We start from the raw sequence: 14,230 nt of genomic DNA on the forward strand, positions 1-14,230 counted from the left end.
GGGCCAGCACCGGCCCCCCAGCACCCCACAGCACCACATCCCGAGAAGGAACCTCTGTGAACTTCAAGCGCACCGGCAGCATCGTGGCGATCGCCGCGGTCGGCACCATGCTCCTCGCGTCCTGCGCCTCCAACGAGGGCGGCTCCGGCTCCTCGTCCGACGGCGCCTCCTCCGACCTCTCCGGCACGATCGCCGGCATCGGCGCCTCGTCCCAGCAGGCCGCCCAGGAGGCCTGGGTCGCCGGCTTCCAGACCGCCAACCCCGACGTGACCGTCAACTACGACCCGCAGGGCTCCGGCGGCGGCCGTGAGAGCTTCATCTCCGGCGCCGCGGCCTTCGCCGGCTCGGACCGCGCGTTCAAGGCCGACGAGATCTCGTCGAGCACCTTCGCGGGCTGCACCCCCGACACCGGCATCGTCGAGCTGCCCGTCTACGTCTCGCCCATCGCGGTCGTCTTCAACCTCGACGGCGTCGACGAGCTCAACCTCTCGCCCGCCACCATCGCCGGCATCTTCAGCGGTGCGATCACCACGTGGGACGCGGCCGAGATCAAGGCCGACAACCCCGACGCCGACCTGCCCAGCACGCCCATCACGGCCGTGCACCGCTCGGACGACTCGGGCACCACCGAGAACTTCACCGAGTACCTGAACGCCAACAGCCCCGACGTGTGGTCGTCGGAGCCCGACGGCGTCTGGCCCCTCGAGGGCGGCGAGGGCGCCTCCGGCACCTCGGGCGTCATCGACGCGGTGACCAACGGCACCGGCACCATCGGCTACGCGGACGCCTCGCGCGCCGGCGACCTCGGCGTCGCGAAGATCAAGGTCGGCGAGGAGTTCGTCGAGTACTCGGCCGAGGCCGCCGCCGCCATCGTCGACGAGTCCCCCGAAGAGGAAGGCCGCACCGAGGGCGACATCGCCATCGAGCTCGACCGCACCTCGACCGCCGACGGCGTCTACCCCCTCGTGCTCGTCAGCTACCTCATCGGCTGCGAGTCGTACGAGGACGCCGCCCAGGGCGAGCTCGTGAAGTCGTACTTCGAGTACGTCTCCAGCGACGAGGGCCAGCAGGTCGCGGCCGACGCCGCCGGCTCGGCTCCCATCTCGAGCACCCTCTCGGGCCAGGTCGCCGACGCGATCGCGCTCATCAAGTAGCACCTGCCACACCGGGCCCGGGACCGCACGCCGTGCGGTCCCGGGCCGTCGCCCTGACAGGGGCACCCGTACGATCAGCACCATCGGCAGAACCGCACCGCCACCCGAGCACCGCCCGCACACCGAGCACCCACCCGGAGGACCTCGTCCGATGACCGCCCCCGCATCGACCGCCACGAAGGTCAGAGCACCTCGTGCGCCGCGTCGCCCCGCAGACCGGATCTTCTCGGGCAGCACCGTCGTCGCCGGCGGCCTGATCCTCGCCATCCTCGCCGCCGTCGCGATCTTCCTGGTCGCGCAGAGCATCCCCGCCGTGATCGCCGACCCGGCCGACATCTCGCTGTCCGGCTTCCCCGACTCGTTCTGGCAGTACGTCGGCCCGCTCGCCTTCGGCACGGTCTACGCCGCCGCGCTCGCGCTCGTCATGGCCCTCCCCGTCGCCATCGGCATCGCGCTCTTCATCTCGCACTACGCCCCGCGCCGCCTCGCCGCCGGCCTCGGCTACGTCATCGACCTGCTCGCCGCCGTGCCGTCGGTCGTCTTCGGCCTGTGGGGCAGCATCGTCCTCGCCCCCGCCGTGCAGCCCGTCTACGCGTGGATGGCCGACAACCTCGGCTGGTTCCCGCTGTTCGCCGGTCCCGTGTCGGGCACCGGTCGCACGCTGCTCACCGCCTCCATCGTGCTCGCCGTCATGATCCTGCCGATCATCACGGCGCTGAGCCGCGAGGTGTTCCTGCAGACGCCGACCCTGCACGAGGAGGCGGCCCTCGCGCTGGGCGCGACCCGCTGGGAGATGATCCAGGTCGCGGTCCTGCCCTTCGGCCGCCCCGGCATCATCTCGGCCTCGATGCTCGGCCTCGGCCGGGCCCTCGGCGAGACCATGGCCGTCGCCCTCGTGCTGTCGCCGGCTCTCGTGATCAACCCCGCGATCCTCACCTCGACGAACTCGTCGACCATCGCCGCGAACATCGCCCTGAGGTTCCCCGAGGCGCACGACATCGGCATCAACACGCTGATCGCGACGGGCCTCGTCCTCTTCGTCATCACGCTGGTCGTCAACTCGATCGCCCGCATCGTCATCAACCGCCGCAAGGCCTTCTCGGGAGCGAACTGATGGCCACGACCACCCAGGACCGTCCCCGCACGGCCAGCCGCACCGTCAACACCCTCACCACGGGACGCCTGCCCAAGGCCTCGCCCCTGGTCATCCTCGCCGGCAGCTGGGCGATCATGCTCGTCGTCTTCGGCCTGCTGCAGGCCGGCGGCGTCACCGAGACCTTCAACTGGGTCGCCGCCATCGTGCTCGGCACGATCCTGTACGCCGCGCTCGTCTTCGTCATCTCGATGCAGGTCGAGGGCATCCGCCGCGCCAAGGACCGCGTCGTCACCACCCTGGTCAGCGCCGCGTTCATCCTCGCGCTGATCCCGCTCATCTCTGTCCTCTTCACCGTCGTCACCTCCGGTGCGGCGCGCTTCGACGGCGACTTCTTCGCCATGTCGATGCGCAACGTGGTCGGCGCGGGCGGCGGCGGGCTGCACGCCCTCACCGGCACCCTGCTGATCACCGCCCTCGCCGCCGTCATCTCGGTGCCGATCGGCCTGCTGACGGCCATCTACCTGGTCGAGTACGGCCGCGGCCGCCTGGCCCGCGCGATCACCTTCTTCGTCGACGTCATGACGGGCATCCCGTCGATCGTCGCCGGCCTGTTCGCCTACGCCCTGTTCGTGATCTTCTTCGGCGAGGGCGTCCGCATGGGCGCCGCCGGCTCCGTGGCCCTGGCCGTGCTGATGATCCCCGTCGTCGTGCGCAGCACGGAGGAGATGCTCAAGCTCGTCCCGAACGAGCTGCGCGAGGCCGCCTACGCGCTCGGCGTGCCGAAGTGGCTGACGATCCTCAAGGTCGTGCTCCCCACCTCCATCGCGGGCATCACCACCGGCGTCATGCTCTCGATCGCCCGCGTCATCGGCGAGACGGCCCCGCTGCTCATCACCGCCGGCTTCACGGCGAGCATGAACTACGACCTCTTCGACGGTCGCATGCAGTCGCTGCCGGTCTTCGCCTACAGCTCGTACGTCAGCCAGGGCACCGACGCGGCCGCGTACATCGACCGGGCGTGGACCTCGGCCCTGACGCTGATCCTCATCGTCATGGCGCTTAACCTGCTGGCCCGCCTCATCGCGCGCCTCTTCGCCCCCAAGCTCGGCCGCTGACGGCCACGCGCCTCCTCGTCCCTCTTCCCCCCGCGTCTCCGCACCCGACACGCAGCACGACGCCGCACCTCACCGAAGGAACCTGAATGTCCAAGCGCATCGAGGTCAAGGACCTCAACGTCTACTACAGCAAGTTCAAGGCCGTCGAGGACGTCAACATCACCATCGAGCCGCGCACCGTCACGGCCTTCATCGGCCCGTCCGGCTGCGGCAAGTCGACGTTCCTCCGCACGCTGAACCGCATGCACGAGGTCATCCCCGGTGCTTACGTGGACGGTGAGGTGCTGATCGACGGCAACGACCTGTACAGCCCCGGCGTCGACCCGGTGCTCGTCCGCCGTCAGGTCGGAATGGTGTTCCAGCGCCCGAACCCGTTCCCCACCATGAGCATCCGCGACAACGTGCTCGCCGGCGTGAAGCTCAACAACCGCCGCATGGGCAAGGGCGAGCAGGACGACCTGGTCGAGAGCTCGCTGCAGGGCGCCAACCTCTGGAACGAGGTCAAGGACCGCCTCGACAAGCCCGGCTCGGGCCTCTCGGGCGGGCAGCAGCAGCGTCTCTGCATCGCGCGCGCCGTCGCCGTCTCCCCCGACGTGATCCTGATGGACGAGCCGTGCTCGGCCCTCGACCCGATCTCGACGCTCGCCATCGAGGACCTCATCGAGGAGCTCAAGCAGCAGTACACGATCGTCATCGTGACCCACAACATGCAGCAGGCGAGCCGGGTCAGCGACAAGACGGCCTTCTTCAACATCGCGGGCACCGGCAAGCCCGGCAAGCTCATCGAGTACGACGACACCGCCACGATGTTCTCGAAGCCCAGCGTCCAGGCGACCGAGGACTACGTCTCCGGCCGCTTCGGCTGAACCAGGAGGCTGTGCGCGGCCCGACGGTCGTCCGCGGCCCACGGGCCGTCCTCGGCCCGGCGCGACGCGAAGGAGGCGGCCCACCTGCTGGTGGGCCGCCTCCTTCGTCGTGTGGCCGGGTCGCGCTCTCGCGGGGCCCGACCGGCTCGTGCTGTCGCTGCTAGGCGGCCTGCACGGCCATGATCGGGTCGCTCGTCGGCTGCTCGGAGCCGCCGACGGGCTCGACCGTCAGGCCGATGGTGTCGCCGGGCGTCATCTCGCCCTTGAGCACCTTCGTGACCGTCGAGTCGCTGTCCGTGTCGAACGTGCCGGCGGGGACGGCACCGTCGGCACCGATGTACCAGAGCTCGTACGTCTGGTCGCCGGGCAGCGAGGTGAGGCCGTCGAGGACGACCGCCGAGCGCTTGAGCTCGTTCGACCAGACCAGCGTCGCGGTCCCGCCGGTGCTGACGTCCGCCACGGTCCGCTGGAAGTCCCCTGCCGCGTAGATCTCGTCGATCGAGGAGGCGGTGGCCTCCTGCTGCTGGCTCGGGCCGGTGACCTCGGACAGCAGCGCGCCTCCTCCGAAGAAGAGCGCGGCGGCTGCCGCGGCGACACCGAGCATCGCGACGGGACGGGTGAACCAGCGGGCACGGGCGGCGCCGGTGGGCTCGATCACGCGGGCAGCGGTCTCGGACTCGCTCGGCTCCATCTCGGGGACGGCGTGGCGGCCGGGGCGGGCGATCTCGTGGTCGTCACCCGCGCCTCCTGCGACCGGGGTCGCTGCGGCCGGGGTCGCGTCCGACGTCTGCGGGGCAGAGCCGGAGGTGGTCTGGGCGGGCAGCTGCGGCAGCCCGACGATGGCGTCCATGATGCTCGCGCGGAGGGCGGCCGAAGGCATCACGGGCGGTGCCGCGTGGGCGAGCAGCAATGCGGTCTCTCTCAATTCGGTCACTTCCCTTCTGGTGCTCTCGGACTCCTCCAGCAGAGTCTCGAAGTCGTGTCGTTCGTCGTCGCTCAGGGCGTCGAGCACGTACGCGCCCGACATCGCCTCGAGCGAGTCGTGGGGCGGGTTCCCGCCGGTGGTGGAGTCGTCGCGGTAGGTCACGATGCCACTCCCATCTCGTCGCGCAGGCGGATCATGCCGTCGCGCAGTCTCGTCTTGACGGTGCCGATCGGCACCCCCAGCATCGCGGCCACCTCGCTGTGGCTGTAGCCGCCGTAGTACGCCAGCCTGACGGCCTGGCTCTGGAGCTCCGTGAGTCGTCCCAGTGCACGCTCGACGCGCTCGTGCTCGATCCGGATCTCGACCGACTCGGTGACCGAGTCGTAGCCGGGCTCCAGGTCGCGGACGCCGATCTTGAGGTCTCGGTCGCGGCCGGCCTGCGAGGCACGGACACGGTCGACGGCCCGGCGGTGGGCCATCGTCAGCATCCAGCTCGAGGCGCTGCCCCGGGTGGTGTCGAAGCGAGCGGCGTTCTGCCAGATCTCGAGGAAGACCTCTTGGGTGACTTCCTCGGACTGCGAGTGGTCCTTCAGGAGACGCTTGATCAGGCCCATCACACGGGGTGCGGTCTGGTCGTACAGCTCGGCGAAGGCCACTCGATCGGCCTGGGCGACCCTGATGAGGAGCTCGTCAGGAGTCGACGCACGCGCCTCGTCCTGGGGAGTCTCGATGTCGTGGGTCACGAGCTTCAGCATGTCAGGGTTCACCTCGATCCGCTTGTGTCGGGCTGACCGTCACAGGATCGTGACGGGTTCGTGCTGGTCTCTGGTGGTGCTGTTCTTGCTGGTGTGAGTCGCTCCCCCCGCCCGGTGACCGTCTGGGATGGCGTTCAGGCCCGGGCCGAGCGGAGGGAACGACCGCGTCGTCCCGCCAGTCAGGGCGGCGGGAAGTCAGCGGAGGATCTCTCGATCCCTCACGCTCATGGTTCGGCACCGGGGGTCTGCTGGTTTGGGCCAGTTTGCCCCGGGTGCACGGAACTCTTGCCGGGGCCTCGGCCTCCGGTGGCCGAGTGGTCACGAACGGTCGGTCACCGCGTCGTGAGGGACCACTTCGGACCACTCGACCGTGAGCCCCGGATGAGGGGACGGGGACGGGGCCCCGGATCAGCCGAACGGGATGGTCACGCTCGGGGAGGGGAAGAGGGTGTCGAGCCGCAGGAACGCCTCTCGGCGCGAGGCCGCTCGAAGCGGCTAAATTTGGAGCCCGGGGTTTCTACGGCCCGACAGTGATCGAGTGTAACCGTCGTCGCCGGGCCTCGCTCGGGCGTTCGCCCGGTGCGAACGCTGCGCATCAGTCACCGCCTGCTCAGCTCTGCTCCGCCCCTCCGCGGTCCGCTCCTCGAGGACGTCGCCGCGCCTCCTGTAGCTTCACCCTCGAAAATTGAGAGTGATCCGGCCCGGAGGAGGCGCCGCGCCCGTCGACCAGGCAAGCCGAGTCCCGATCTGTCTCGCTTTCAGACGACGGTCGCCGATCGCGTTGGTGCGCGACGCCGATCCACGCTGCGTCAGTCGAGGCTGCCGTCGCGCCAGAGCGCGGCGCACGCGGTGAGGTCGACACCGAGCTCAGAGAGGCGGAGCGCACGCCGGGTCAGCGTCGAAGCGAGGTCGGAGCCGATCGAGTCCTGCTCGTCGGCCACGGTCGTGGCGCCCGCCGCCGCGAGCCGGCAGAACGCCGCACCGCGCTCGAGCGCGACCGCGAAGTCGCCGTCGAACACCCCGCGGAGGATGAGATCGGCCAGCGCGAGCACCTCGGCGGGGGTCGCGGGCGTCGGGGCCCCGGCGACGATCGGGTCGATGGTGGTCGACGTCTCGACGCCGCGGTCGAAGAGGTAGGTGACCTCCTCGGGCGCCTGGCGGATGACCGCGCGGACGAGGTAGATGCGCCACAGGGCCCCGGGGAGGGTGTGCGGCGCGGCGCGGGCCCACAGCTCGGCGACGACGTCGATGCCGTGCTCGTCGCTGAACGAGACGAGCCGGTCGAGGATCTCGGGCTGCGGGTCGTGCTTGACCCGGGCGACGAGCGCGGCCGCCGACTCGTGGGCGATCCGGTTCACGGTCGCCGGGTCGTCGCCTCCCTGGAACGCCTCGAAGGCGGCGCTGGGGAACTGGGTCGGGCGGTGGAAGTCTCTGGGCATCGCCCCGACGATACGCGCGTGCACCGACAGCGGCGTGTGGGTCGGGCGCCGTCGCCCGTCGCCTCCCGTCGTCGCTCGCGGCCGCGAAGGAGGCGCGCTGCCGGCCCGCGAGGACGCCCGCGATCACGTATCCTCGAACACCGAGGGCCTCTAGCTCAGTTGGCAGAGCATCGGACTTTTAATCCGCGGGTCGTGGGTTCGAGCCCCACGGGGCCCACGAACGACGAAGGCGACACCCAGCTCCATCGGGTGTCGCCTTCGTCGTTCGTGGGTCTCGTGTCGTCGAGGACGCACCCGTGGTGGGCCCACGCCACCGGTCCCGGCGCGCCGCGGAGCGGCGTGACGGCCGTGCCGGTGGGGATCGAGCCCCACGGGGCCCACGAACGACGAAGGCGACACTCAGCTCGATCGGGTGTCGCCTTCGTCGTTCGTCGGTCTCGTGTCGTCGAGGACGCACCCGTGGTGGGCCGACGGCGCCGGAGACGAGCGTGCCCCCGACCGGCGGAGCCAGCGGGGGCACGGTGCACCAGGAGCGGCTCCGGTCCCCGGATCAGGTGGGGATCGGCGCCCGGACCTCCCGGCGACTTGTGTCCGGTAACCAGCCGAACGAAGTCACGTTAGCGCCAGAACGGACAGATGTGGAGGGTCGGCAGGGACCACCTGCGCATACTGGACAACGGGTCACGGGGTCGGTTTCGCCGGACGGCACCTGTCGCACAGCTCCATCGGAGCCGACGCGATGACGACGAGACGACGCGGGACATCGCGTCGCTACGTCGAACTCGCGTCGCCTAGGCCTGAGCCGAGCCGCCTGAGCCACCGGCGGCGCCGGCAGCGACCCGCCGGATCCCCCACGCGGCCGTCCACGTCTCGCCCGGCTCGAGCCAGAGGAGCCCCTCGCCGGTCGCGAGCGCGTTCGGGGGCGCCGTCATCGGCTCGACCGCCACGGCCAGCCCCTCGACCCCCGCGCGTGGGAAGTTCCGGGGCGTGAAGACCTGCACGTACGGGAACGCCTCGTCCTGCCAGAGCTCGGTCGTCGTGCCGTCGGGCGCCGTCAGCCGCGTGCGGCGCGCGCCGTCGGCGCCGGGCTGCACGTCGCGGTAGGGAGTGTCGAGGTCGAGGTCGCCGAGACGGGGCCCGCCACGGAGGTCGGACGACGTGCCCGCCACGGGCGACGTGCCGGTCGGGATGCCGCGCTCGCTGACCTCGTACCGGGTCGCCGCCTCCAGCGTGATCGTCAGCGTCGCCGGGTCGTGCTCGCCGACCCGCAGGAACGGGTGCGAGCCGACGGCGAACGGCGCACGGGCTGCACCGACGTTCGACACGGTGTGCTCCACCCGCATGCCGTCGGCGACGAGCTCGTGCCGCACCGTCGCCTCGAGGGTGAACGGCCAGCCGTGCTGCGGGAACACCGTCGCCGCCAGCGTCACCGCGTGCGGCTCCACGTCGACCGCCCGGTACGCCGTGTACCGCAGCAGACCGTGGCTCGCGTTGCCCTTGGCCGGCTCGGTGAGGTCGAGCTGCAGCTCACGTCCGTCGAGGGTCCAGCGCCCGCCGTCGACGCGGTTCGGCCACGGGAACAGCGTGATGCCGCACGCCGAGGGCGGCGTCTCGTGCTCGGCGAACGTCTCGGTCAGCGCCTCGCCGTCGACGGCCAGGGCGCGCAGCCCGGCGGCGACCTCGGTCACCGTCGCCGTGACGACGCGGCCGTCGGCCTCGAGCCTCAGCTCGTGCTGGTGTCCCGTGGGTGGGGTCGTCATGGTCGTCCCTTCGTCGTGAGCGTCACGACCGCGGTGAGCGTCGTCGCAGCAGGTGCAGGAGGTGCGGGAGGTGCAGGAGGTGCGGGTGCGGACTGCAGGAGGCGCAGCCGTGCCGGTGGCCGGCACCGCGCCTCCGGCGTCAGCCTGCCAGGTCGTCGGCCGCCCCGGCCGGGCCGGGACCGTCGCCGGGCAGCTCGGCCTCGACGACCTCGAGCCCGGCTCGCCGCAGGGCGTCGACCTGCCCGGCCTCGGCGTCGGCGGTGATGAGCGCCTCGAACCGGTCGAGCGGGCCGATGACGCCCAGGTGCGCCTCGCCGAGCTTGCCGCCGTCGGCGACGATGTACGAGCGCCGGGCGGTGGTGGTCATGAGGCGCTTCAGGTCGGTCTCGGGCAGGTTGACGTTGGTCGCGCCGTGCTCGGCGTGGACGCCGGTGCAGCCGATGAACGCGAGGTCGGCGGTGATCGAGCTGAAGACGCTGGTGGCCAGGGGGTTCACGAGCGAGTGCTGCAGCGGCCGGAGGGTGCCGCCCGAGACGATCACCGTGAACCGGGGCACCGCCTGCTCGAGGGCCAGCGCGATCGTCAGCCCGTTGGTGACGACGACGACCCCCTCGAGGTCGTGACGGTCGAGCAGGGCCAGGGCGATCTGCGTCGTCGTGGTGCCGACGTCGATCACGACGCAGTCGCCCGAGCGCACGAGCGAGGCGGCGCGGACTCCGATCGCCTTCTTGGCGTCGGTGCCGACCGCGCTCTCCTCCTCGAAGGGGCGCTCGACCGGCCGGTCGACGGAGAGGGCGCCGCCGTGGACGCGCGACAGCAGGCCATCGGCGGCCAGGCTCTCGAGGTCGGTGCGGATGGTCACCTCGGAGAGCCGGAACTCACGCGCCAGCTCGGAGGTCGAGACGAACCCGCGACGGCCGACCAGGTCGGCGATGCGCCCGCGCCGACGCTCGCCGGGCAGCGGGGCGTCGTCGGGGTTGCGGGTCACCCCTCGATCTTCGTATGCTTTCACCTGCTTTCGCAAGTGCAAGTCGCGGGGGCGTCCGCAGGCCCCACCCCCGCCCCCGAGGAGGCACCATGGCGTCGATCGCCATCCGCCCGACGACACTGGCCGACGGCCGTGAGCTCATCTACTTCGACGACGCCGACACCTCCCTCGGCGCCGAGCGCCGCGCCGACGCGCGCGTGCTCGACCCGCGGCCCGAGACCGCCTCGATGCGGCAGGACCCGCTCACGGGCGAGTGGGTCTCGATCGCGGCCTCGCGCCAGAACCGCGTGTTCCTGCCGCCGGCCGAGCTCGACCCCCTGGCCCCCGCCTCCTCGACGAACCCGTCCGAGATCCCCGACCTGTACGACGTCGCGGTCTTCGAGAACCGCTCCCCGTCGTTCGGCCCGACCCTCGACGGGCCCGACGCCCCGGCCGGTCTCGCCGACCTGGCCGAGGTCGGCCTCGGTCGCACGCGCCGCAGCGTCGGCCGTTGCGAGGTCGTCTGCTTCAGCCCCGAGACGCACGGCTCGTTCGCCGGCCTCAGCGACTCCCGTGCCCGCACGGTCGTCGAGGCGTGGGCGCACCGCACCGCGGCCCTCTCGGCCCTGCCCGGCGTCGAGCAGGTCTTCCCGTTCGAGAACCGCGGCCAGGCCATCGGCGTGACCCTGCACCACCCGCACGGCCAGATCTACGCCTACCCCTACGTGACGCCGCGCACCTCCGCGCTGCTGCGCAGCATCGACGCCTACGGCCCCGACCTCTTCGCCGACCTGCTCGCGAGCGAGCGCAGCGGACCGCGCGTCGTCCTCGCCGGCGAGCACTTCACGGCCTTCGTGCCGTTCGCCGCGCGCTGGCCCATCGAGATCCACCTGCTCCCCCACCGCCACGTGCCCGACTTCGCGGGCCTGACGAGCGACGAACGCGACGAGCTCGCGGTCATGTACAAGCGCCTCCTCACGGGGCTCGACGCCCTCTACGGCGACGAGACGCCCTACATCGGCGCCTGGCACCAGGCTCCCGTCAACGTCGGACGCGACACCGTCCGGCTGATGCTGCAGATCACCTCGCCGCGACGTGCCGAGACCAAGCTGAAGTTCCTGGCGGGCTCCGAGGCCGCGATGGGAGCCTGGGTGGGCGACCTCGTGCCCGAGGTCCAGGCCGACCGACTGAGAGAGGCGATGACGCGCTGATGGACACCACCCCCGACACCGCAGGAGGCGCGGCCCGCGCCGCCGAGACCGGTCACGCCCGCGACTTCGCCTCCGTCTTCGACACCCCCGTCACCGGTCGGTGGTCGGCGCCCGGCCGCGCCAACCTGATCGGCGAGCATACGGACTACAACGACGGCTTCGTGTTCCCGTTCGCGATCGACCGCCGCACGGTCGTGACCGTCGGCGTGCGTGACGACCGCCTCCTCCGCGTCGCCAGCACCTTCGACGAGAGCGTCCACGAGATCTCGCTCGACGAGCTCGACCCCGCCCGCATGGACGGCTGGTCCGCCTACGTGTTCGGCATCGCCTGGGCGCTCTCGATCGCGCCGACGCACGCCGCGTCGCCGTCGTTCGCGGCCGCCGGCGGAGACCTCTCGACGATCGACCTGTCGTCGGTGCCCGGGCTCGACCTGTTCGTCACTTCCGACGTGCCGATCGGCGCCGGGCTGTCGTCGTCCGCCGCGCTCGAGTGCTCGGTCGCCGTCGCGATGACCGAGCTCTGGGGCCTCGACGTGAACCGCGCTGCCCTCGCCGCCGTCGGCCAGCTGTCCGAGAACGAGGCCGTGGGCGCGCCCACCGGCATCATGGACCAGTCCGCGTCGCTGCTGGGCCAGGCCGACTCGGCCGTGTTCCTCGACTGCCGCAGCCTCGACGCCGACGTCGTCGACCTCGGCTTCGACGCGGCCGGCCTCGAGATCCTCGTCGTCGACACGCACGTCGAGCACGCCCACGCCACCGGCGGCTACGTCGAGCGCCGCACCTCGTGCGAGCGCGGCGCCGAGGCGCTCGGCGTCAGCTCGCTGCGCGACCTCGACGTCGACGACCTGGCCCGTGCCGCCGAGGTGCTCGACGACGAGACGTTCCGCCGCGTGCGCCACGTGGTCACCGAGAACCAGCGCGTGCTCGACACCGTGCGCACCCTGCGCACCGAGGGCGCCGTCGCCATCGGTGCGCTGCTCGACGCGTCGCACGTCTCGATGCGCGACGACTTCGAGATCTCGGTGCCCGAGCTCGACCTCGCGGTCTCCACCGCCCAGGCGGCCGGGGCCGTCGGCGCGCGCATGACCGGCGGGGGCTTCGGCGGCTCGGCGATCGCGCTCGTCCGCTCGGCCGACCGGGACGCCGTCGCGTCGGCCGTGACCGCCGCCTTCGCGGAGGCCGGCTTCACCGCGCCGACGGTCTTCACGGTGCACCCCGCCGAGGGTGCGCGCCGCGACGCCTGACGCGACCCGCACGCTCGACCCTGCCCGCTCGTCCCCTCCCGGGGCGGGCGGGTTCGTCGTGTGCGGCCCGGGCGGATTCGGCGTGAGCAGCCAGCACGGCCGACGACGGGCGAGTTCGACGACGACGGGCGTGGACGAGAGCCCGGCGGCGACGAACTCGCCCGGGTCGGCCAGCCCGACCGGGCCGCCGGGCGCCAGCGCGGGCACGTGTGCGACTCAGGCGAGAAGGGACGAGGTAGGGCTGGGCCCAGCCCTACCTCGTCCCTTCTCGAGCATCTCCCACGCGCTGCGGGCGGCGGGGCGCTAGGCGCGGCGGGCGCCAGGCGCGCTAGACGCCAGGCCCGGCGGGCGCCAGGCGCGGCCGGCGCCGCGGGCGCCAGGCCCGGCAGGCGCCAGGCCCGGCGGACGCCGCGGGCGCCAGGCGCGGCGGTCGCCAGGCGCGGCCGACGCCGCGGGCGCCAGGCGCGGCGGTCGCCAGGCGCGGCCGACGCCGCCGGTGCCGGGCGCCGTAGGCGCCGGGCGCCGCACCCCGCGCGCAGCGCCTCAGGCCACGCGCTCGGCGGCCTCCACCACGTTGGCGAGCAGCATCGCGCGGGTCATGGGGCCGACTCCCCCAGGCACCGGCGACAAGGCGCCTGCCACGGCGGCCACGCCCGGGTCGACGTCGCCGCGCAGCTTGTACTTGCCGGTCTCCTCGTTGAGGACACGCGTGATGCCCACGTCGATCACGGTCGCTCCGGGCTGCACCCAGTCGGGCTTCACCAGGCCGGCCACCCCGGCGGCGGCCACGACGATGTCGGCCCGGCGCACCTCCGCGGCGACGTCGGCCGTGCGCGAGTGCGTCAGCGTGGCCGTCGCCTCGAGCCGCGTCAGCAGCAGCCCGAGCGGACGCCCCACCGTCAGCCCCTGGCCGACGATCGTCACGTGCGCGCCGGCGATCGTCACGTCGTAGGCGCGCAGCATCGCGACGATGCCTCGCGGCGTGCAGGGCAGGGGCGTGTCGATGGAGCCCTTGCCCCCGGGCACGGCGAGCACGAGCTCGCCCAGGTTGACGGGGTGCAGGCCGTCGGCGTCCTTGGCGGGGTCCATCAGCTCGAGCATCGCCGTCGGGTCGATGCCCTCGGGCAGCGGCAGCTGGATGATGAAGGCCGTCACGGCCTCGTCCGCGTTCATCGTCTCGATCGCGGCGCGGATCTCGGCCTCCGAGGCCGTGTCCGGCAGGTCGATGCGGATCGACTCGATCCCCACCTCGGCGCAGTCGCGGTGCTTGCCCGCGACGTACGACAACGAGCCGGGGTTGGCCCCGACGAGGATCGTCCCGAGCCCCGGCGCCGTGCCGCGCGCCTTGAGGGCGTCGACCCGCTCGCGCAGGTCGGCCTTGACGGTCGCGGCGAGAGCCGTGCCGTCGATCTTCACGGCACTGCCCGGCCCCGCGATCAGCGGCCGTCCCTGCTCGTCGACGTCGCCCCCCACAGCACCGGCCGACGAGGGGCCCGCGCCGACGCCGGCATCACCGGAGGGCACGATGCCAGAACCGGCAGCTGCATCGGGACCGGCACCAGCCGCATCGAGGCCGGCAGCCGCAGCCGCTTCAACGGGCGCACCAGCCCCGGCACCAGCCGCACCAGCACCAGCAGCCGCACCAGCAGCCGCAGCCGCAGTCGCACGGTCAGCTGCGCCGGCCGGCTCACGGGACGA

13 protein-coding genes and 1 tRNA gene are annotated in these 14,230 nt (G+C 72.2%); 7 read left to right on the forward strand and 7 right to left on the reverse strand.

Annotation, left to right across the window (positions count from 1 at the left end; translation table 11 throughout):
* Nucleotides 1-56 precede the first annotated feature (56 nt).
* The 4 genes from ACZZ97_RS11650 to pstB all read left to right on the forward strand — a co-directional run bounded on the left by ACZZ97_RS11650 (nt 57) and on the right by pstB (nt 4,231).
* Nucleotides 57-1,154: a phosphate ABC transporter substrate-binding protein PstS gene (locus ACZZ97_RS11650; RefSeq protein WP_399540032.1), complete on the forward strand. Its 1,098-nt coding sequence runs from the start codon at nt 57-59 to the stop codon at nt 1,152-1,154.
* Between the two features lie 151 nt (nt 1,155-1,305).
* On the forward strand, nt 1,306-2,268 hold the full coding sequence (gene pstC / locus ACZZ97_RS11655) for a phosphate ABC transporter permease subunit PstC (protein ID WP_314101485.1): 963 nt from the start codon (nt 1,306-1,308) through the stop codon (nt 2,266-2,268).
* A complete protein-coding gene (pstA, locus tag ACZZ97_RS11660) occupies nt 2,268-3,365 on the forward strand; it encodes a phosphate ABC transporter permease PstA (RefSeq protein WP_314101487.1) in 1,098 nt (365 codons plus the stop codon). Before pstC ends, pstA begins: the two co-directional genes overlap by 1 nt.
* 86 nt (nt 3,366-3,451) lie before the next feature.
* A complete protein-coding gene (gene pstB, locus ACZZ97_RS11665; RefSeq protein WP_123547836.1) occupies nt 3,452-4,231 on the forward strand; it encodes a phosphate ABC transporter ATP-binding protein PstB in 780 nt (259 codons plus the stop codon).
* 160 nt (nt 4,232-4,391) lie between these two features.
* On the opposite strand, the gene ACZZ97_RS11670 is transcribed toward pstB, so the two are convergent.
* From ACZZ97_RS11670 to ACZZ97_RS11680, 3 genes are all read right to left on the reverse strand, one after another.
* On the reverse strand, nt 4,392-5,318 hold the full coding sequence (locus ACZZ97_RS11670) for an anti-sigma factor (RefSeq protein ID WP_463473262.1): 927 nt from the start codon (nt 5,316-5,318) through the stop codon (nt 4,392-4,394).
* A complete protein-coding gene (sigK, locus tag ACZZ97_RS11675; RefSeq protein WP_463473263.1) occupies nt 5,315-5,911 on the reverse strand; it encodes an ECF RNA polymerase sigma factor SigK in 597 nt (198 codons plus the stop codon). Before sigK ends, ACZZ97_RS11670 begins: the two co-directional genes overlap by 4 nt.
* 809 nt (nt 5,912-6,720) lie before the next feature.
* Complete coding sequence (locus ACZZ97_RS11680; RefSeq protein ID WP_314101492.1) at nt 6,721-7,350, reverse strand: DNA-directed RNA polymerase subunit beta; 630 nt, start codon at nt 7,348-7,350, stop codon at nt 6,721-6,723.
* A gap of 144 nt (nt 7,351-7,494) precedes the next feature.
* Between ACZZ97_RS11680 and ACZZ97_RS11685 the strand changes: the two genes are divergently transcribed.
* Nucleotides 7,495-7,567: transfer RNA gene (locus ACZZ97_RS11685), tRNA-Lys, on the forward strand.
* A 574-nt stretch (nt 7,568-8,141) separates the two neighbouring features.
* Here the strand turns inward: ACZZ97_RS11685 and ACZZ97_RS11690 are convergent.
* Together ACZZ97_RS11690 and ACZZ97_RS11695 are read right to left on the reverse strand one after the other, a co-directional pair.
* Nucleotides 8,142-9,110: an aldose 1-epimerase family protein gene (locus tag ACZZ97_RS11690; RefSeq protein ID WP_463473264.1), complete on the reverse strand. Its 969-nt coding sequence runs from the start codon at nt 9,108-9,110 to the stop codon at nt 8,142-8,144.
* A gap of 139 nt (nt 9,111-9,249) precedes the next feature.
* Nucleotides 9,250-10,098 (reverse strand): DeoR/GlpR family DNA-binding transcription regulator, encoded by an 849-nt coding sequence (locus ACZZ97_RS11695; protein ID WP_463473265.1) that lies wholly within the window; start codon nt 10,096-10,098, stop codon nt 9,250-9,252.
* An 89-nt stretch (nt 10,099-10,187) separates the two neighbouring features.
* On the opposite strand from ACZZ97_RS11695, the gene galT reads away from it, so the two are divergent.
* Nucleotides 10,188-11,288 carry a galactose-1-phosphate uridylyltransferase gene (gene galT, locus ACZZ97_RS11700; protein WP_463473266.1) on the forward strand — a complete coding sequence of 367 codons (1,101 nt, stop codon included), beginning with the start codon at nt 10,188-10,190 and terminating at the stop codon, nt 11,286-11,288.
* On the forward strand, nt 11,288-12,532 hold the full coding sequence (galK, locus tag ACZZ97_RS11705; RefSeq protein ID WP_463473267.1) for a galactokinase: 1,245 nt from the start codon (nt 11,288-11,290) through the stop codon (nt 12,530-12,532). Before galT ends, galK begins: the two co-directional genes overlap by 1 nt.
* Nucleotides 12,533-13,075: 543 nt before the next feature.
* Here galK and ACZZ97_RS11710 read toward each other — a convergent pair.
* Both ACZZ97_RS11710 and ACZZ97_RS11715 read right to left on the reverse strand, forming a co-directional pair.
* Nucleotides 13,076-13,969, reverse strand: a complete 894-nt coding sequence (locus ACZZ97_RS11710) for a bifunctional methylenetetrahydrofolate dehydrogenase/methenyltetrahydrofolate cyclohydrolase (protein WP_463473802.1) — start codon at nt 13,967-13,969, stop codon at nt 13,076-13,078.
* Nucleotides 13,969-14,223, reverse strand: coding sequence for a hypothetical protein (locus ACZZ97_RS11715; protein WP_463473268.1), 255 nt, complete (start codon nt 14,221-14,223; stop codon nt 13,969-13,971). The genes ACZZ97_RS11710 and ACZZ97_RS11715 overlap by 1 nt, the downstream gene beginning before the upstream one ends.
* Nucleotides 14,224-14,230 lie beyond the last annotated feature (7 nt).

Source organism: Frigoribacterium sp. AC512, assembly GCF_979258295.1.